Annotated in this window: 19 protein-coding genes; 5 read left to right on the top strand and 14 right to left on the bottom strand. The window is 61.2% G+C overall.

Translation table 11 applies throughout. From position 1 onward, the window contains the following. Window positions 1-166 precede the first annotated feature (166 nt). Both FJ950_RS25740 and eno read right to left on the bottom strand, forming a co-directional pair. Window positions 167-490, bottom strand: coding sequence for a septum formation initiator family protein (locus FJ950_RS25740; RefSeq protein ID WP_140619588.1), 324 nt, complete (start codon window positions 488-490; stop codon window positions 167-169). A gap of 149 nt (window positions 491-639) precedes the next feature. Continuing rightward, window positions 640-1,914: a phosphopyruvate hydratase gene (gene eno, locus FJ950_RS25735; RefSeq protein ID WP_140619586.1), complete on the bottom strand. Its 1,275-nt coding sequence runs from the start codon at window positions 1,912-1,914 to the stop codon at window positions 640-642. Window positions 1,915-2,111: 197 nt separating this feature from the next. Here eno and FJ950_RS30140 point away from each other — a divergent pair, with 197 nt between their 5' ends. Further along, window positions 2,112-2,237, top strand: coding sequence for a hypothetical protein (locus FJ950_RS30140; protein ID WP_140619584.1), 126 nt, complete (start codon window positions 2,112-2,114; stop codon window positions 2,235-2,237). A 59-nt stretch (window positions 2,238-2,296) separates the two neighbouring features. Here FJ950_RS30140 and FJ950_RS25725 read toward each other — a convergent pair whose 3' ends face one another. From FJ950_RS25725 to FJ950_RS30135, 6 genes are all read right to left on the bottom strand, one after another. Further along, window positions 2,297-2,662, bottom strand: coding sequence for a PRC-barrel domain-containing protein (locus FJ950_RS25725; protein WP_015317938.1), 366 nt, complete (start codon window positions 2,660-2,662; stop codon window positions 2,297-2,299). Between the two features lie 85 nt (window positions 2,663-2,747). Continuing rightward, complete coding sequence (locus tag FJ950_RS25720) at window positions 2,748-2,951, bottom strand: dodecin family protein (RefSeq protein WP_015317939.1); 204 nt, start codon at window positions 2,949-2,951, stop codon at window positions 2,748-2,750. Between the two features lie 77 nt (window positions 2,952-3,028). Next, window positions 3,029-3,871 (bottom strand): 3-deoxy-8-phosphooctulonate synthase, encoded by an 843-nt coding sequence (gene kdsA, locus FJ950_RS25715; protein ID WP_140619582.1) that lies wholly within the window; start codon window positions 3,869-3,871, stop codon window positions 3,029-3,031. Then, the gene (locus FJ950_RS25710) at window positions 3,868-4,749 is read right to left on the bottom strand and encodes a VOC family protein (RefSeq protein ID WP_140619580.1); all 882 of its coding nucleotides are present in this window, start codon (window positions 4,747-4,749) and stop codon (window positions 3,868-3,870) included. Before FJ950_RS25710 ends, kdsA begins: the two co-directional genes overlap by 4 nt. Window positions 4,750-4,896: 147 nt before the next feature. After that, complete coding sequence (locus FJ950_RS25705) at window positions 4,897-5,187, bottom strand: Dabb family protein (RefSeq protein WP_015317942.1); 291 nt, start codon at window positions 5,185-5,187, stop codon at window positions 4,897-4,899. A gap of 169 nt (window positions 5,188-5,356) precedes the next feature. After that, entirely contained in the window at window positions 5,357-5,491 is a 135-nt protein-coding gene (locus tag FJ950_RS30135) for a hypothetical protein (RefSeq protein WP_023773660.1), read from the bottom strand. A 335-nt stretch (window positions 5,492-5,826) separates the two neighbouring features. Here FJ950_RS30135 and FJ950_RS25700 point away from each other — a divergent pair, with 335 nt between their 5' ends. Continuing rightward, window positions 5,827-7,083 carry a cyclopropane-fatty-acyl-phospholipid synthase family protein gene (locus FJ950_RS25700; protein ID WP_140619578.1) on the top strand — a complete coding sequence of 419 codons (1,257 nt, stop codon included), beginning with the start codon at window positions 5,827-5,829 and terminating at the stop codon, window positions 7,081-7,083. A gap of 124 nt (window positions 7,084-7,207) precedes the next feature. Here FJ950_RS25700 and FJ950_RS25695 read toward each other — a convergent pair whose 3' ends face one another. Both FJ950_RS25695 and FJ950_RS25690 read right to left on the bottom strand, forming a co-directional pair. Then, window positions 7,208-9,187 carry a bifunctional 2',3'-cyclic-nucleotide 2'-phosphodiesterase/3'-nucleotidase gene (locus FJ950_RS25695; RefSeq protein WP_140619576.1) on the bottom strand — a complete coding sequence of 660 codons (1,980 nt, stop codon included), beginning with the start codon at window positions 9,185-9,187 and terminating at the stop codon, window positions 7,208-7,210. A gap of 150 nt (window positions 9,188-9,337) precedes the next feature. Then, window positions 9,338-10,603, bottom strand: coding sequence for an NAD(P)/FAD-dependent oxidoreductase (locus tag FJ950_RS25690; protein ID WP_140619574.1), 1,266 nt, complete (start codon window positions 10,601-10,603; stop codon window positions 9,338-9,340). A gap of 164 nt (window positions 10,604-10,767) precedes the next feature. Between FJ950_RS25690 and FJ950_RS25685 the strand changes: the two genes are divergently transcribed. Further along, the gene (locus FJ950_RS25685; protein WP_140619572.1) at window positions 10,768-11,427 is read left to right on the top strand and encodes a 5-formyltetrahydrofolate cyclo-ligase; all 660 of its coding nucleotides are present in this window, start codon (window positions 10,768-10,770) and stop codon (window positions 11,425-11,427) included. 4 nt (window positions 11,428-11,431) lie between these two features. On the opposite strand, the gene FJ950_RS25680 is transcribed toward FJ950_RS25685, so the two are convergent. Then, on the bottom strand, window positions 11,432-11,905 hold the full coding sequence (locus FJ950_RS25680; RefSeq protein ID WP_015317948.1) for an Lrp/AsnC family transcriptional regulator: 474 nt from the start codon (window positions 11,903-11,905) through the stop codon (window positions 11,432-11,434). Window positions 11,906-12,062: 157 nt separating this feature from the next. On the opposite strand from FJ950_RS25680, the gene ald reads away from it, so the two are divergent. Together ald and FJ950_RS25670 are read left to right on the top strand one after the other, a co-directional pair. Then, window positions 12,063-13,178 (top strand): alanine dehydrogenase, encoded by a 1,116-nt coding sequence (gene ald, locus FJ950_RS25675; protein WP_140619570.1) that lies wholly within the window; start codon window positions 12,063-12,065, stop codon window positions 13,176-13,178. A 225-nt stretch (window positions 13,179-13,403) separates the two neighbouring features. Continuing rightward, on the top strand, window positions 13,404-14,708 hold the full coding sequence (locus FJ950_RS25670) for an outer membrane beta-barrel protein (RefSeq protein WP_140619569.1): 1,305 nt from the start codon (window positions 13,404-13,406) through the stop codon (window positions 14,706-14,708). Window positions 14,709-14,939: 231 nt separating this feature from the next. Here FJ950_RS25670 and FJ950_RS25665 read toward each other — a convergent pair whose 3' ends face one another. The 3 genes from FJ950_RS25665 to sseA all read right to left on the bottom strand — a co-directional run bounded on the left by FJ950_RS25665 (window position 14,940) and on the right by sseA (window position 17,043). Next, the gene (locus FJ950_RS25665; RefSeq protein WP_140619567.1) at window positions 14,940-15,407 is read right to left on the bottom strand and encodes a DUF1203 domain-containing protein; all 468 of its coding nucleotides are present in this window, start codon (window positions 15,405-15,407) and stop codon (window positions 14,940-14,942) included. A 201-nt stretch (window positions 15,408-15,608) separates the two neighbouring features. Then, on the bottom strand, window positions 15,609-16,172 hold the full coding sequence (locus FJ950_RS25660; protein WP_015317952.1) for a GNAT family N-acetyltransferase: 564 nt from the start codon (window positions 16,170-16,172) through the stop codon (window positions 15,609-15,611). A 4-nt stretch (window positions 16,173-16,176) separates the two neighbouring features. Then, window positions 16,177-17,043, bottom strand: a complete 867-nt coding sequence (gene sseA, locus FJ950_RS25655) for a 3-mercaptopyruvate sulfurtransferase (RefSeq protein WP_140619565.1) — start codon at window positions 17,041-17,043, stop codon at window positions 16,177-16,179. Window positions 17,044-17,048 lie beyond the last annotated feature (5 nt).

The raw sequence follows: 17,048 nt of genomic DNA, 5'->3' as shown, positions 1-17,048 counted from the left end.
TGCGGACACTGGAGCAAGATCAAACTGCTCCGGGGAGATCGCCCTCCCCTTCGATTTATGGGAGGCTAACACGTAGAAAGGCGTTCCGCCATGTCGAAATTGCATAGCTGGCATGCGCCTAAGCAATTAAAATCATTGAAAATATTGGTGATTAACCTGAAATTGGTTACTTCGCCGGAGCCGGCAGCATGATGGTGATCTCGTCGGCCTGCGACAGATTGAGTGCCTTGCGCGCCTGCTCGTCCAGCATGTCCTTCTCCAGCGTGCCGTCATGCATGAGCTTGACGCGCCGCTCGAGTTCCATCCTGCGTGCCTTGATCGCATCGAGCTGACCCTGCAACGCAACCGTCTCGGCCTCAAGCTTGTATTTCGAATTGATGCCGAATTCACCGTGATAGGCATGGAAGCCGAAATAAGCCAGGAACAGCACGCACAGCGAGGGAATGATCAGCCGGCCGGTGTTTCTCTGCTTGTGCTGACGCGTCCACATAACCGATTCCCCGTGCCGCGAACTCAAACGGCTCGAAGTCTTTTCGCCTGATTGTGCTTAACGGACGGTTACGGGAGACCGCCATGCCGGCCTGAAATGAAAAAGGGCGGGATGTCCCGCCCTCTCCGTATCAACGATGTGCGGCCGGATCAGCCCTTGATCACGGACTTGCCGGCATAATGCGCCTGCTTGCCGAGTTCTTCCTCGATGCGGATCAGCTGGTTGTATTTGGCCATGCGGTCGGAGCGCGACAGCGAGCCGGTCTTGATCTGCCCGCAATTGGTGGCGACGGCGAGATCGGCGATGGTCGAATCCTCGGTTTCGCCCGAACGGTGCGACATGACGGCGGTGTAGGCAGCCTTGTGCGCGGTCTCGACCGCATCCAGCGTCTCGGTCAGCGAGCCGATCTGGTTGACCTTGACCAGGATCGAGTTGGCGACGCCCATGCGGATGCCGTCGCGCAGGCGCGCCGTGTTGGTGACGAAGAGATCGTCACCAACGAGCTGCGTATTCTTGCCGATCAGGTCGGTCAGGTACTTCCAGCCTTCCCAATCGTCCTCGGCAAGGCCATCCTCGATCGAGATGATCGGATAGTCGGCCGCGAGCTTGGCGAGGTACTTGGCTTGCGCCTTGGGATCGCGCGTCTTCTTCTCGCCCTCATAGACATAGTTGCCGTCCTTGAAGAACTCGGTCGCGGCGCAATCGAGGCCGAGCGCGATCTCTTCACCTGGTTTGAATCCGGCCTTCTCGATCGATTCCATGATGAAGTCGAGCGCCACCGGCGCGCTCTTCAGGTTCGGGGCGAAGCCGCCCTCGTCGCCGACATTGGTGTTGTGGCCGGCATCCTTCAGCTTCTTGCGCAGCGTGTGGAAGATTTCCGAGCCCCAGCGCACGCCTTCGCGCAGCGTCGGCGCACCGACCGGCAGGATCATGAATTCCTGGAAGTCGATCGGATTGTCGGCATGCGCGCCACCATTGATGATGTTCATCATCGGCACGGGCAGGACATGCGCCTTGGTGCCGCCGACATAGCGGTAGAGCGGCAGGCCGGCGGCATCGGCCGCGGCCTTCGCGACCGCCAGCGAAACGCCCAAGATGGCGTTGGCGCCGAGCCGGCTCTTGTTGGGCGTGCCATCAAGCTCAATCATGGTCTGATCGATATGGATCTGGTTTTCGGCTTCCATGCCGCCGATCGCCTCGAACAATTCGCCATTGACCGCCTCGACGGCCCTGAGCACGCCCTTGCCAAGGTAGCGGGCGCCGCCATCGCGAAGCTCGACGGCTTCGTGGGCGCCGGTGGAGGCACCCGACGGCACCGCGGCGCGGCCCATCGAACCGTCTTCGAGAACAACATCGACCTCGACGGTCGGGTTTCCACGGCTGTCCAGGATTTCACGCCCGACAATGTCGATGATGGCGGTCATTGCGATGTCCTCGATTGATCTGGAGAAAACGTCGCGCCCGTCTTAGCCAAAGCGACGCAAAAGGCAATCGGGGCCTGATCGAATAGTGCCGCCCGCCCGATTCACGAAGCGCAATTTCCTGTCATCATAAGTCATGCCACCGGACGCGCATTTCGGGTTAGGAATGTTATCGTGGGGCGAAACAGGAGGGGTTCGCCATGTCTGAGTTGAGCGGTATTGTCAGTCTGTTCCTGATCGCCGCGGCGTTCCTGACGTCATGCGACAACCAGCAGTCGCCGCCAAAGGCCATTGCGTCTTTGCCGGCTTTGCACATCAGCGAGTAGCGTTGCGTTTGAATCAAAAAGGGGGCCGTGGAAACGACCCCCTTTTTTCGATTGTGGCGTCAATGCCAGTAGGGCGCGACCTTGTAATATTCGTATGACTCGTCGCGCGCGCTCTCGCCATCCGCGCCGGCCAGTTCGTTGATGGAATGGGCAGGCGCTGCCTTCAGCTGTTCCTTGGAGAAGGGTATGACATAGCCGCCCCTTGCCTCATCATAGTCGAGGCTTGCCCAGGGGATGGCGTGGTACTTCTCGCCAATGCCGAGAAAGCCGCCAAATCCAATCACCGCGAACATGATGCCGTTCGACGTCTTGTCGAGCATGACGTCCTCGATGCTGCCGATGCTGTCGCCTTGGGTGTTGTAGACGGTCGTGCCGATGACTCGCGAAGCGGCAATGGCTTCGGTGTGGCCTGTTTGCGTCGTCATTGTTTGCTCCTCGTTGTCGTTAATCCGCACTTTGACAATGAGGGGCGCGGGCGAAAGTTCCCGACTTTTTTGGCGGGCTGCCCAATCACTCCGCGAGGATGAAAGTCACCTTCATATTGACGCGATAGGCTGCGATCTTGCCATCCTCGACGACGATCTTCTGGTCCTGGATCCAGGCGCCTTCGACGTTCTTCAGGGTCTTCGCGGCGCGCGCAATTCCCTTCTCGATGGCGTCTTGAAAGCTTTTCCTGGACGACGAGGTGATTTCTGTGACGCGAGCGACGGACATTGGCTTCCTCCTGCCAAAGCGCTCATTTGCCGGACGAGCCTACAACCGGGGCTTATCCGCTACAGGACATTGGCTTTTCAGCCCTTTGCAATCCTGTCGAAGGCTATCAGCCTTTCCAGCAGTGCCGGCATATCCTTCAGCGGCAGCATGTTGGGACCGTCGGAGGAAGTCGAATTGTCGGGGTCCTGGTGGGTCTCGATGAAGACGCCGGCAACGCCGACGGCAACGGCCGCGCGGGCCAGCGTCTCGACAAAGCGGCGCTCCCCGCCAGACGATCCGCCCTGCCCGCCCGGCTGCTGCACCGAATGGGTGGCGTCGAAGATCACCGGGGCGCCGATCTCGGCCATGACAGGCAGCGCCCGCATATCCGACACCAGCGTGTTGTAGCCGAAAGAAGCGCCGCGCTCGGTGGTCAGCACATTGGCATTGCCTGAGCCGGTGATCTTGGCGACGACGTTCTTCATGTCCCAGGGCGCGAGGAACTGCCCCTTCTTCACATTGATGACCTTGCCCGTCCTCGCGGCGGCGACCAGCATATCGGTCTGGCGCGACAGGAAGGCCGGAATCTGCAGCACGTCGACATGCGGCGCCACGATCGCGCACTGTTCCTCGGTGTGGACATCGGTCAGCACGGGAAGCGAGAATTCCTTGCGCAACTCGTCGAAGACGGGAAGCGCGGCGTCCATGCCAGCACCCCGCGTTGCCGACAGCGAGGTGCGATTGGCCTTGTCGTAACTCGTCTTGTAGACGAGGCCGATGCCGAGCCTGCCGGTCAGCTCCTTCAGCGTGCCGGCCATGTCGAAGGCATGCTGGCGCGATTCGAACTGGCAAGGGCCGGCGATCAGCGCCAGGGGTCCCGCATTGTCGAAGACGACGTTGCCGACGGTTACTGACGAATTGGGCGCCAGGGGGTTGCTCATGGGATCTCCCGAAAGATGAAGGCTGCGCCCTGCCCAGATGCCGGCCGCACGATGATGTCATTGCCCGACATATCGTGCTGGACGGCATTGGCCGCAAGCAGACCTGCGGTGGCGCCAATGTCGCGGATCGAAAAAACCACGGCGGCGAAGTGCAATTCTGATGGCGTACCGGCCGGTATGCCGAATCTCGCCGTGAAAGCGGCGGTGTCCAGCACGGTCAAGACCGCGTTCGGCAGATGAAAAACGCCGTCGTGCGCATCGGCGGCCTGATCATTGACCGCCACTGAAATCAGCCGATGCTGCTCGGCGGAAGCGCTGCTGATTGCAACCACCTCGACAATTCCGTCGACCCCATTGGGGTGAGCCTGCAAGGCTCCTCGGTCTACTCTCGGCGCGTTGATGCGCTGACAGGCAAAAAGAAATGCGTCCGTTTGGCCGGGAGCCGCGGCAAAGGCGAGCTTGAATGACGCCGTATCGCTTTTGCCCGCCGTGTCGGTGAAGGCTCGGGAGAAGCTCAGCTTGTCTCCCGCCGACAGACCCGCTTCGACATAGCGTTCATGGTCGTCATCGGCATTGTCCGTGCCAAGCACCACCGCGGAAAATCCCTCGTTGCCACGACTTTCGCGATAGAGGCGATCGCGCGCAACGAAGACATTGCCCTCGGCAGCCGCCTCTGTCGCAGCCTGTTCACGGCCGATCGCAAGCGGCTCCAGATAGGTGCCATCGGCGAGGAAAACGCAGCAGTTTTCCGTGCCAAACGGATGGATGCCGGTCGGAGCGACGACGAAGCCAAGGGCGTTGAGCCGGGCACGCGCCACATCGAGGCTCTGCGTCGGCAGAACCAGATGATCGAGCGGATGAATGCCTGACGAGGTCATGGAAGCGCGATGTGCATCATTCGGAAGATCGGTTCAAGACTTGATCGCAATGCCGCCGGCGGCGGCCCCGCAACAACCACCTGAAACAGTCGTGGACTTTCCCTTCCGCCGCAACTGGACTTGACATGAGGCTATCCCGGCACGGGATCAGCTTCCAGCCACGACATCAGCGGAATAGCGCAGCTCGCGCAATGGTTTGACCTTGCTGGTGGTCTGCGCATAGAGCGGATGCGACTTGTAGGCTGCCAGCGCCGCGTCATCGGCAAATTCCGCGTAGACGACGACATCCACTTCATCCGACAGCGGGTCGACCTTGGTGTTCAACGTGACCTCGAAGAGACTGGAATGAGGAATGTCCCCAAGCGCCAGCAGTCCGGTGCGAACTGCTTCCACATCTTCCTTGCGGCGCGCGCTGAAGAAAACGATATGCCGGATCAATCCCGCCTCCTCGATCTGAAATGTCGGGGTCTTTTGTGACGGCGGTCTCTTTGCGTCAACCGGTCATGGCGCCACGCGTCCTTGCGACGCGCCTCGATCGGGCTGGACCTCGTCTCACACCGGTGAGCACCTCAAATGAGGCGCCAGGCTGCTATCTCAAGAGGGGATATCAGGCTTTTCCGGTGACGTAGCGCACGACATGGGAGAGTTCCCTGACCGTGACGTCGAGATACCGGCCCTGATTGTAGAGACCGTCCCAGATCAGGAAGAACGCGATGGCGGCAATGACAATCACATAACGCATGGCTAAAGCTATCGCACTAGCGCCGCGGCTGCCATAGACGTTTTCGATTTCGGGCAGCAGCCTGCCGCAAGGCGGCGGATGCCAGCCGCCCGCGTGGCACAGTCCAGCTCTTGGCATGCCTCTTGAAGTTCCGCCTCATGGCGTGGAAGATTGGCGCAGGCATTCATCGGGAAGCGCTGAAGCTCTGGCTAAGGGGCGCGCGCTTCGTTCGAGCCCGCCTGTCGCCGGATCCGCAAGCTACCGGGACCAGGCAATGGCGTTCGAACCCGGCGGATGAACCAAGAGAACCGCGGCTCGGCGATCGCGCCGGCACCACGGAGATCCAGGGGCTTGGAATGACACACGGGGAACATCATGGCATAGCGCCGGGCGACGCGGTCAGGCTCGACGAGTTCAATTTCGCCGAGATCGTCAAGGGCCTGCCGGCCAAGGCGCGCATGGTGCTGTCGGCGGCGATGAACCTGCCGCGCGGCTCGCTGAAAGTCTGGATGCCGGACGGCCGCGCCGTTCTCGTCGGCGGAAAGGCGCCGGGGCCCGATGCCGAACTGGTGCTCAAGAACTGGCGCCTGCCGGGCCGCGCCTTTTCCGGCGGCACAATTGGTGTTGCCGAATCCTATATGGACGGCGATTGGGAAAGCCCTGACGTCACCAGCTTCCTGGAATTATTCGTGGTCAACTCCGCCTTCGGTGAAAGGGTTGCCGGCGGCGCCAGCTGGCTCATCAACACAGTCCAGCGCATCCGTCACTGGTTCAACGAGAACACACGCACCGGATCGAAGCGTAATATCTCGGCGCACTACGATCTCGGCAACGCCTTCTACAAGGAATGGCTTGACCCGAGCATGACCTATTCCTCGGCGCTTTACGCCAATGGCGTCAACGATCTCGAGAGCGCCCAGGCCGCCAAATACCGGGCGCTGGCCAGGGACACCGGCATAGGCGGGAAAGATCATGTGCTGGAGATTGGCTGCGGCTGGGGCGGCTTTGCCGAATTCGCGGCACGCGAAATCGGTTGCCGGGTTACCGGATTGACCATCAGCCGCGAGCAGCACGACTTCGCCAAGGCGCGCATCGCCAAGGCCGGCCTTACCGAAAAGGTCGACATCAAGTTGCAGGATTACCGCGACGAAACGGGCACCTACGATCGCATCGCCTCGATCGAGATGTTCGAGGCGGTCGGCGAGAAATACTGGCCGGTGTTCTTCTCCAAGATGAAGGACTGCCTAAAGCCCGGCGGCATGGCTGGGCTGCAGATCATCACCATCAACGAAGCCGCCTACGACACCTATCGCGCCAGGCCGGATTTCATCCAGCGCTACGTCTTCCCGGGCGGCATGCTGCCGACGCCGTCCATCTTGAAATCACTTGGCGCCGCGCACGGCCTTGCCCATCTGCGCGAACGCGTTTTCCCCGAGGACTATGCCCGTACGCTTGCCGAATGGCGCCAGCGTTTCCGAGGGTCCTGGGAGAAAATCGTACCGCTCGGTTTCGACGATCGTTTCAAGAAACTCTGGGAGTTCTACCTGCACTATTGCGAAGCCGGCTTCCGAGCCAGCTACATCGATGTGCGCCAGGTGGTCTACAAGGCGTAGCTGGGTACGCACGTCGACTTCCTTTTGCGGGCGGCATTTCCATCGATGCGCTGGATCTTGTCATGCCAGGCGATTCGTGCCGCCGGCCCCTCCAAGGCTGACCGCATCCAGCTTTGACGGCTGATCAGAGAAGGATGCGATATCGGGCAAAGCCAGCTTCGCCCTCGCCGGCAGGTTCGATCTTCAGCGACTTCACATCGGCGATGACGTCCTTTGCCTTGACGCCGGTGTCGAAGACGACGCTGGTTCCCGGCAACGGCGCGAACGACCAGTTGTCGTCGGCCGACGGGTTGATGGTGCCCTGGCTGACGATGTAGCGGACGATGACGTCGCGGTTGGTGTCCGGCGCCTCGTAGATGATCTTCGCGGCATTGATGTCGGGGAAATTGCCACCGCCGCCAGCCCGGTAATTGTTGGTCGCGACAACGAATTTCGCTGCCGGATCAATCGGTTTTCCGTCGAACATAAGCTCAACAATGCGATTGGAACCGGCATTGACGACGCCGCCCTTGGCATCGTATTTCGGCGGCTGCGACAGATCTATCCTGTAGGTGACGCCGTCGATGACGTCGAAATTGTAGGACGGAAAATCAGTGTTGATCAGGACCTGGTCGGCCTTCCCGGCCTCGATCTTGTTGAAGATGCCGGCCGACATTTCCAGCCATTCCTTGACCTGAGCCCCGGTGATTTCCACGGCGCGCACCGTGTTGGGATAGAGGTAGAGGTCGGCGACGTTCTTGATGGCGATGTCGCCCGCCGGCACATCGGTATAGTAATCGGCGCCGTTGCGTCCACCGGCTTTGAACGGGGCCGCCGCCGACAGCAACGGCACGTCCTTCCACTGTGTGCTTTTCAATATGTCCTTCAGGTACCAGGTTTGCGCCTGGCTGACGACCTGCACCGACGGGTCGTCAGCGACCAGCGCGAAATAGGAATAGAGCGGCGCGGACGTCTTGCCGACAGGGCGGCGCACATAGGCGAGCGTCGCCTGGTGGTCCTGCTCGAGAGCGGCGATGATGCGCTTGTCGTCCGGGACGGTCGGCTTGTTCTTGTTGTCGACACGCTCGAAGATCGGCCGTGCCTCCGATGTCGCCGAGACCACTTTCCACTTCGACCCGTCGCGCTCCAGCATCAGGTCGATCAGGCCCATATGTGAGCCCCAGAACCCGCCCATGACGGCGGGCTTGCCTTGCAGCGTCCCCTTCTGTGCGTCGACGCCCTCGAGCGCCTGGAAATCTTTCTTGCCGGGGAAGACCAGATGCTGGTGGCCGGTGAAGACCGCGTCGATGCCTTCGACGCCGGCGACGAAGAACGAGGCATTCTCCATCATGTCACCCTGCTTGACGTCGATGCCGGAATGCGAGAGCGCGATGACGATGTCGGCGCCCTCCTCCTTCATCCGCGGCACCCACGCCCTCGCCGCTTCGACAATGTCGCGTGTCTTGACGTTGCCTTCGAGGTTCTTGAGGTCCCAGACCATGATCTGCGGCGGCACGAAACCGATGATGCCGACCCTGATCGGCTGTTCCGAGCCTGACCCGTCCTTGATCTTCTTGTCCAGGATTACGTAAGGCTTGAGGTAGAGCTTGTCGTCGCGCGGGTTGGCGGCAAGCTCGGTACCCCGGATCAGGTTGGCGCAGACGAACGGGAAATTGGCGCCGGCCAGCACCTTGTCCAAAAAGGACAGGCCATAGTTGAATTCGTGATTGCCCAGTGTCGAACACTCGTAGCCGAGCAGGTTCATGCCTTTCATGATCGGATGGAGATCGCCCTCCTTCAGGCCCTTCTCATAGGCGATGTAGTCGCCCATCGGGTTGCCCTGCAAAAGGTCGCCATTGTCGATCAGCATCGAATTGGCGGCTTCCTTGCGCACCGCGTCGATGAGGGAGGCCGTGCGCGACAGGCCCATCGTGTCATTGGCTTTGTCGGCGTAGTAGTCATAAGGCAGCACGTTCACATGGATATCGGTGGTTTCCATGATCCTTAGATGCGCCTGGTTGGCCTGCGCCCGGGCGGAGAAGGGATGAAGCACGATCAGCGCCCCTGTGGCGGCGGCCCCGGCTAGGAGACCACGGCGAGAGACGGGATGGAGCAGTTGCGACATGTTTTCTCCTTCTTCAACGACCTGACGAGTCCTGCCCCGAAGCGAACTTCGCGCTGAAATCAGCTCAAGTCCACTCAAGAAGTCGCGCGCATTGGCACGCCAATCCATCAGCAACAGATGACGGCCGGATGAAAGGCGCGGTGAAGAAAGTCAGGTCTTGTCGTCGTCGCCCTGGGTGATCAGCCGGGCGCTGCGCTGGCCTGTGACGTAGATCCATAGCCAGCTCAGCGAAACCGCAAGCCGATTGCGAAAACCGATCAGGAAATAGATATGTGCAATGCCCCAAAGCCACCACGCAAGCCAACCGGTGAGCTTGATCCAGCCGAAATCAATGGCGGCGGCGCGCTTGCCGATCGTCGCCAGATCGCCGGCGTGCTTGTAGTGGAAAGGCCGCGGGCTGGTGTCGCCGGCAAGCCTGGCCTTGACGGTCGCGGCAACATGCCGTCCCTCCTGCTTGGCGGAAGGCGCGACGCCGGGCACGGGCCGCCCGTCGGGCCGCAGCACGTGGGCGGCGTCGCCGATGACAAAAATCTCCGGGCTGCCGGGCACGCTGAGATCAGGCTCGACCAACACCCTGCCCGCCCGATCCGCCTTCGCTTCCAGCCATTCGGCGGCTGGCGAAGCGGCAACGCCGGCTGCCCACAGGATCGTGCGGGCCGGCAGAATCGTGTCGCCAAAAACCACGCCGTCGGCATCGCAGCGCGTAACGGCCCGGCCGAGCTCGACCGAAACGCCAAGCCGTTCCAGCGCCTTCCGAGCGTAGTCGGAGAGCTTTGGCGCGAAATTGGCCAGAATGCGGTCGCCGGCCTCGATCAGCACCACCCGCGTCTGGCGCGTATCGATGTTGCGGAATTCGCCGCGCAGCGTGTCATGTGCCAGTTCGGCAATGGTTCCGGCGAGTTCGACCCCGGTCGGCCCGCCGCCGACGATGACAATGGTCAGCAGCGCCTGGCGCCTGGCAGGGTCAGATTCCCGCTCCGCCTGCTCGAAGGCCAGAAGAATGCGGCGCCGAATGGTGGTGGCATCCTCCAAAGTCTTCAGGCCCGGCGCGAAAGGCTCCCATTCGTCATGGCCGAAATAGGCATGGCGCGCGCCGGTGGCGAGCACCAGCGTGTCGTAGGCGACGGCGCTGCCGTCGTCGAGCAGAACGCGTTTGCCGGACCGGTCGACACCCGTGACATTGGCGAGCAGTGTCGTCACATCCTTGCGCTTGCGCAGGAGATGGCGGATCGGCCAGGCAACCTCCGAGGTTGCCAGCGCCGTGGTTGCCACCTGATAGAGCAGCGGCTGGAACAGATGATGGTTGCGCTTGTCGATCATGGTAATGCGCACCGGTGCACCGGCCAGTGCGCGGGTGAATTCGAGACCGCCGAACCCGGCACCGACGACGACGACATGATGTCTGGCATCGCTCATTTGATTCACCCCTGATGGGCAAGATTGCCTGCCCTAGATGTAGGTATCTTGTGCAATGCAACAATATCAGGACAGTGCTTGAGACTCGTCGTTCCATGTCGTGAATGCACATGTTCTATCGTATCGCGAGGTATAGCGTCATCGAACATGAGATGAGGTGAGGCATGGCTAACGATCATGACAACCAGGGCCCGGCGCAATACTCTTCGCCGCCCTGCTTCATGCACGAGCTCGACCCTGCGTTCCAGGCACCACTCAGCGACTGGACCGACGTGCGGCGTTGGCGCAAAGCCGAGCGCGAAAGGCTAATCGCCGCCCGGCTTGAAGTTTCCGCCGACGCCCGAACAGCAATGTCGCAACGCATCGCCGGCGGGCTGGATGCACTTGTCGGCGAGATCGCGGGCCGCATGGTCAGCCTTTACTGGCCGTTTCGCGGCGAGCCGGATCTGCGGCCCTGGATGGCGTCCGTCAATGAGCGTGGCGGTCGCACCGCGCTGCCCATCGTTGTCGAGAAAGGGCAACCGCTGATCTTCCGCGCCTACAAACCGGGCGACCGGTTGGAAAAGGGCGTCTGGAACATCCCGATTCCGGCAGAGGGTGATCCGGTGCTGCCGGACATCGTCATCTCGCCCATTGTCGGCATTGATCCGGCAAGCTATCGCCTGGGCTATGGCGGCGGCTTCTTCGACCGTACGCTGGCCGCCATGCCGTTCAAGCCACTGGTCATCGGTGTCGGCTACGAATTGCAGCGCATCGCCACCATTTATCCGCAGCCGCACGACATCCCGATGGATCGGATCGTGACGGAGACGGCCACGGTATAGGGCTCTAGGCCATCTCCGGCTTCAGACCCATTGCCGTCCGGTCGACGATTTCGCGCAGGGCGAAGGACGAATTGATCTTCGTCACATGCGGCATCGCCGACAGCCATTCCTTGTGGATGCGCTCGTAGTCGACGAGATCCTTGGCCGCGATCCTCAGGATATAGTCGTACTCGCCCGACATCAGGTGGCACGACAGCACGTTGGGGCAGCGTTTGATCGCCGCCTCGAAATCCGACAGCGTCTTTTCGAACTGGCCGGAGAGCGATATGTGAACGATCGCCGTCATCTGATGGCCAAGGGCCGCGTTGGACAGCCGGGCGTGATAGCCGCGGATGGTTCCGGACTTCTCCAAATTGTCGAGCCGCCGCGAGCAGGCCGACTGCGACAGGCCAACCTTCTCGGCAAGGGCCGCGTTCGGCATCCGCCCGTCCTTCTGCAAAGTCTCAAGAATGGCGATATCAATCCTGTCGAGCGGCATTTTTCGTGATTCCTTCGAAAATCCGTATATTTTTTGCAACGAATATCGAAACTGGCCTGTCCACGCAAGCGCATTCGCAAACACCTGCACGCCGATTCATGGTTCACTCCAGCACTACAGGGAGTGAGCCCAAAAGGGCCCGGATCAGGAGAAGAAAATGCGCATCGGCAGCCCCAAGGAAATCAAGAACCACGAATACCGTGTCGGCCTGACGCCGGGCTCGGTACGCGAATATGTCGCCCATGGCCATGAAGTGCTGGTCGAGACCGGCGCGGGCGCCGGCATCGGCGCCGATGACAACGCCTACCGCGCCGCCGGCGCCATCATCGCCAAGGCGGCCGCCGACGTGTTCGCCAAGTCGGACATGATCGTCAAGGTCAAGGAGCCGCAGCCCAATGAATGGGCACAGCTGCGCGAAGGCCAGATCCTGTACACTTATCTCCATTTGGCTCCGGATCCGGAGCAGACCAAGGGCCTGCTCGCCTCGGGCGTGACGGCGATCGCCTACGAAACCGTGACCGACGATCGTGGCGGCCTGCCGCTGCTGGCCCCGATGTCGGAAGTCGCCGGCCGCTTGTCGATCCAGGCCGGCGCCACGGCGCTGCAGAAGGCCAATGGCGGCCGCGGCGTGCTGCTCGGCGGCGTACCCGGCGTGCTGCCGGGCAAGGTCACCGTGCTTGGCGGCGGCGTCGTTGGCCTGCACGCGGCCCGTATGGCCGCCGGCCTTGGCGCCGATGTCACCATCATCGACCGCTCGATCCCGCGCCTGCGCCAGCTTGACGACCTCTTCGCCGGCCGGGTCCACACCCGTTACTCGACCGTCGAGGCGCTCGAGGAAGAATGCTTCTCGGCCGACATCGTCGTCGGCGCCGTGCTCATCCCGGGCGCCGCCGCACCGAAGCTCGTCAGCCGCGAAATGCTGTCCGGCATGAAGAAGGGCTCGGTACTGGTCGATGTCGCCATCGACCAGGGCGGCTGCTTCGAGACCTCGCACGCCACCACCCATGCCGAGCCCACCTACGAGGTCGACGGCGTGATCCACTACTGCGTTGCCAATATGCCAGGTGCCGTGCCGGTCACCTCGGCCCACGCGCTCAACAACGCGACGCTGCACTATGGTCTGCAACTCGCGGACAAGGGCCTGAAGGCACTGGTCGATGACCATCACCTGCGCAACGGCCTCAATGTCCACAAGGGCAAGATCACCAACCGCGCGGTCGCCGAAGCGCTCGGCTACGAACTGGTCGAGCCGAAAGCAGTGCTGGCGGCTTAATATACCCGGAATATACCCAGAAAAAGTCAACTCACACTCTTGCCCGCCGGTTCACTCCGGCGGGCTTTTGCTTTGGGCAATGATGCGCCAAACCCGCTTCCCAGAGGACCATCGAAGCGTGTGCCGTAAGGGCACTTTACCCCCTATTGTTGCATTTTTGTCATACCCTTCTTGGCCGACTCCCTGCTAGGAACATCTTGGGCTTATTGATTAGGGGTACGGGCTATGTTTCTTCGCGTTTCAGCGAAATCTATTCTTCTTAGTGCAGTATCGGCGGTGGCAATTATGTCGGTCGCGCATGCCGCTGATGTTGTGCAACCGGTCGAGGCATCCGGTTTTAACTGGAGTGGCGTTTATGTCGGCTTCGGTATCGGCGCCGGAGCCAACTCGCACAAGCTCAGCAGCGATTTCATCCCCGGTCTGTCTTTGGATGGCATCGGCGGTGAAGGGGTCTACGGCGAACTTACCGCTGGTTACGACTATATGGTGTCGCCCCGCTTCCTTCTGGGTGGGCTTGTCGATGTCCATGTTGGCAACATTGAAACGTCGCTGGATGTCGGCCCTTTCGACGCGTCTATTCAGGAGACATACGGCTTCGATGCCGGTTTGCGTGCTGGTTACCTGATCACGCCGACTACGCTGGGCTACGTCATGGGCGGCTATTCCTGGCAGAAGTACAAGCTCGATACCAATGCCGGTTTCGGCTTCGATTGGGACCAGAGCGGATATTTCGTCGGGGGTGGTCTCGAAACCGCGATCAACAGCAACTGGACGATCAAAACAGAATACCGCTACACCCGCTTCGGCACCAAGGACGATCTCCTTTCCGAAGCTGGCATTCCTTCGCCGGACGGCGCACTCAATCTCGACACGTCGCGTCACACATTCCAGGTTGCCGCCAGCTATCGCTTCGGTGCGCAGAACGGAGCCGCCGCTTCGTTTGAAACACCCGCCTACAACTGGACCGGCTTCTATATCGGTGGTGGCTTGGGCGCCGGCGCATCGGTGCACCAGCTCGAAATCCCGCCGCTTCTCGGTGCCAAGTTCAACGGCCTTGGTGGTGAAGGCGTGCTTGGCGAGTTGAACGTCGGCTATGATCATGACTTCGGCAGCTGGGTTGCGGGTGTCATGGTCGATGCTCGTTATTCGGGCATGACCAGCCAGCTCGACATCCCAGGCGGCTCGATCAATCTGGATACGGACTACGGCTTCGATGTGCTGGGCCGCGTCGGCATGAAGATGAACGAATCGACCCTTGCCTATGCACTGGCTGGCTATAGCTGGCAGCATTTCGATCTGAACGCTTCCGATCCGGTCGGTGATATCATCGACTGGGGTTCCAGCGGCTTCTCAGTCGGTGGTGGCCTGGAAACGGCAGTGTCGAGCAACGTCACGCTCGGTCTGGAATACCGCTATTCGCAGTTTGCCAAGAAGGATTTCTCGTCGGATCTCGGCCTCCCCGACGACTCCATCACTTCCAAGGCTTCCTTCCATACCGTGCGTATCGGCGCGAAGTACAAGTTCAACTAAGCCCCTCCAGGCAAACAGTCGAAGCCCGTCGGCCATGCCGGCGGGCTTTTTTGCGGCGAAAGACGTTAGGGCCGAACGCGGACAACAAAAAAGCGGAGCCAAAGCCCCGCTTCCTCGATATCGAGATTGCCGCCGGTTCATCCGCGGTCGGCCAATCGATCGACACTGGCTTTCTAGCGCGTCTATGCGACAGCAGTGCGACAGAGACTTTCTGCCGCCAATCCCTTGATCTTATGCGCGCTCGATGCGGCACTGATAGCAATTGTTGCGCGCCGAGCGGACATGCACATAGGCAATGTCCTCACGCTCCAACAAAGTCTCGGCTCGTGCGGCAATTGCTCCGGTCGGGATGATGCCACCGCTGCCGTAGACGATGCGATCATCGCCGCCATAGCCGCGCACGATATAGTCCGGGCTGTCGAGGATCTCCGGCGGCTCCCTTGTCCCGACGGCACGCTCGCATTCCTGGGCATGCAGGAAGATCGGCCCGGCTTCTGCATAGGGCTGAGGGTCTGGAAATGGCCGGTAGGCGAGGATGAGATAGACATCGCCGGCGGCGATATTCCTGAGACAATGACGGCAAGGCATCCCGTCGCCGTCAGAGATTTTCCGCTCGGGCGTACGGCCATAGGCATCGGGGCCGCCGCGCTGCAGCGCCCTGACATTTTCGGTCGGCAGAGCTGTGAATTGGATGGTCATCGTAAGATCTCCGGTACTGGCGACCGGAAACTATGCGCTCGCCGCCGTGCTTCCCACCCGATTCCTGCCAAGCGTGCATGAGCCGATCCGATGTCGGATCCTCCCTTCGAGCTCCGGGAGGGCTACCGAAATCGTTAATCGGCTAATCAGTTCGACAATCCCTTGATGAATCATCGAAGCGGCGGCGGATTCCGGCTGAACTTACGGCCGCATGACGCTGGCCGAGCGCTCGGCGAAAGGCAGGGGATGCACGACTTCCTTCTTCTGCGCCACCGGCTTGAAACCGAGCTTCTGGTAGAGCGGTAGCGCGGCCGGGTGGTCGAGCGTGCAGGTCTGCACCGTCACCCTTTTCGGCCCATACGACCATGCTGCGGCAATCGCCGAACCAAGGAACCAGCGACCGATGCCTTGACCGGTGGCATGTTCCATCATGCCGAAATAGGCGAGTTCGACTTCCTCGGGCAGATGCGGCTTGAGATCGAAGAAGCCGGCCGGCGCACCGTCGAGATAGAGCACCCTGATGTCGCGATCCTCGCGGTGGATTCCGGCTGACAGCTCATCGTCATTCAGCCTCAGAACATTCACCCAGTGCCATTTGCGTCCCACCCGGTCCATCAGGTAGCGATAGAAATGCAAGGGAATGTCCCTGGTCTTCAGAAGTGCGACCTGACGGTTGTAGGGTACCGGCGGCGAGACGGGCGGTGGGGCATGCATTTCGAGAAAAGTCACCGTGACCTCAATGTCCTGCAGCACGCCGTTTTCCATCAATTCATTCCTTGCCGGTCGTTGCTGGGCCGGTCACGACTGGTGTATTGGGCAATCCGCCCCACTCGGTCCATGAGCCGTCATAAAGCCTGTTGTCGGTATGGCCAAGCGTCTCCAGCGCCAGCGTGACCACCGCGGCGGTGACGCCGGAGCCGCAGGATGTGACCACGGGTTTGGATAGGTCGATACCGGCGTCCTCTATCACCTTGCGCAAACGGTCCTTCGGCAGCAGCCTGCCGTTTTCCGACAGTGCGGAGTACGGCACATTGCGCGCGCCCGGCATGTGGCCGGAGCGGATGCCAGCGCGGGGCTCGGGTTCGCTGCCGGTGAAGCGGCCCGGCCCACGGGCATCGGCGATCTGTGCTGTCTTTGTATCGACAATCCGGCGCATATCGGCCAGACCGACGACGCGACCGGCGTCGAAATCGGCATGAAAGACGCTTGGCGCGATCTTCGTCGGCTCGGCCGTTACCGGCCGGCCGGTCGCCTTCCAGCCATCAAAGCCGCCGTCCAGAATATAGGTCTGGAAGACACCCATGATCCGGAACATCCACCATGCCCGCGGTGCGGAGAAAAAGCCCGGGCCATCATAGACGACGATGGTATCATCGGCCGAAACGCCCATCGCGCCGACATATTGGGCGAAATGCTGCGGGGATGGCAGTGTATGCGGCAAGGCAGCGTCAGGATCCGAAACCGCGTCCTGGTCCAGGAAACGGGCGCCAGGAATGTGAGCCGCATCATACTCGGCGCGCGCGTCGCGCCTTTGTGCAGGCAGATACCAGGAGGCGTCAATGATCGTCAGGCCCGGCTGGCCGAGGCGTTCCTGCAGCCAGTCCGCATCGACGGTAAAAGGACTGTCTTCGGCCATTCTTT

Origin of the sequence: Mesorhizobium sp. B2-3-14, assembly GCF_006442175.1 — a bacterium.
In the GTDB taxonomy this organism is placed as follows: domain Bacteria; phylum Pseudomonadota; class Alphaproteobacteria; order Rhizobiales; family Rhizobiaceae; genus Mesorhizobium; species Mesorhizobium australicum.
The sequence above is the reverse complement of the archived record's forward strand: the minus strand, read 5'-3'. Positions and strand labels throughout refer to the sequence as shown.

What these genes read in the sequence shown, in the direction of transcription:
- FJ950_RS25740 (WP_140619588.1), bottom strand. Translation starts at nt 490, where the DNA reads ATGTGGACGCGTCAGCACAAGCAGAGAAACACCGGCCGGCTGATCATT.
- eno (WP_140619586.1), bottom strand. Translation starts at nt 1,914, where the DNA reads ATGACCGCCATCATCGACATTGTCGGGCGTGAAATCCTGGACAGCCGT.
- FJ950_RS30140 (WP_140619584.1), top strand. Translation starts at nt 2,112, where the DNA reads ATGTCTGAGTTGAGCGGTATTGTCAGTCTGTTCCTGATCGCCGCGGCG.
- FJ950_RS25725 (WP_015317938.1), bottom strand. Translation starts at nt 2,662, where the DNA reads ATGACGACGCAAACAGGCCACACCGAAGCCATTGCCGCTTCGCGAGTC.
- FJ950_RS25720 (WP_015317939.1), bottom strand. Translation starts at nt 2,951, where the DNA reads ATGTCCGTCGCTCGCGTCACAGAAATCACCTCGTCGTCCAGGAAAAGC.
- kdsA (WP_140619582.1), bottom strand. Translation starts at nt 3,871, where the DNA reads ATGAGCAACCCCCTGGCGCCCAATTCGTCAGTAACCGTCGGCAACGTC.
- FJ950_RS25710 (WP_140619580.1), bottom strand. Translation starts at nt 4,749, where the DNA reads ATGACCTCGTCAGGCATTCATCCGCTCGATCATCTGGTTCTGCCGACG.
- FJ950_RS30135 (WP_023773660.1), bottom strand. Translation starts at nt 5,491, where the DNA reads ATGCGTTATGTGATTGTCATTGCCGCCATCGCGTTCTTCCTGATCTGG.
- FJ950_RS25700 (WP_140619578.1), top strand. Translation starts at nt 5,827, where the DNA reads ATGACACACGGGGAACATCATGGCATAGCGCCGGGCGACGCGGTCAGG.
- FJ950_RS25695 (WP_140619576.1), bottom strand. Translation starts at nt 9,187, where the DNA reads ATGTCGCAACTGCTCCATCCCGTCTCTCGCCGTGGTCTCCTAGCCGGG.
- FJ950_RS25690 (WP_140619574.1), bottom strand. Translation starts at nt 10,603, where the DNA reads ATGAGCGATGCCAGACATCATGTCGTCGTCGTCGGTGCCGGGTTCGGC.
- FJ950_RS25685 (WP_140619572.1), top strand. Translation starts at nt 10,768, where the DNA reads ATGGCTAACGATCATGACAACCAGGGCCCGGCGCAATACTCTTCGCCG.
- FJ950_RS25680 (WP_015317948.1), bottom strand. Translation starts at nt 11,905, where the DNA reads ATGCCGCTCGACAGGATTGATATCGCCATTCTTGAGACTTTGCAGAAG.
- ald (WP_140619570.1), top strand. Translation starts at nt 12,063, where the DNA reads ATGCGCATCGGCAGCCCCAAGGAAATCAAGAACCACGAATACCGTGTC.
- FJ950_RS25670 (WP_140619569.1), top strand. Translation starts at nt 13,404, where the DNA reads ATGTTTCTTCGCGTTTCAGCGAAATCTATTCTTCTTAGTGCAGTATCG.
- FJ950_RS25665 (WP_140619567.1), bottom strand. Translation starts at nt 15,407, where the DNA reads ATGACCATCCAATTCACAGCTCTGCCGACCGAAAATGTCAGGGCGCTG.
- FJ950_RS25660 (WP_015317952.1), bottom strand. Translation starts at nt 16,172, where the DNA reads ATGGAAAACGGCGTGCTGCAGGACATTGAGGTCACGGTGACTTTTCTC.
- sseA (WP_140619565.1), bottom strand. Translation starts at nt 17,043, where the DNA reads ATGGCCGAAGACAGTCCTTTTACCGTCGATGCGGACTGGCTGCAGGAA.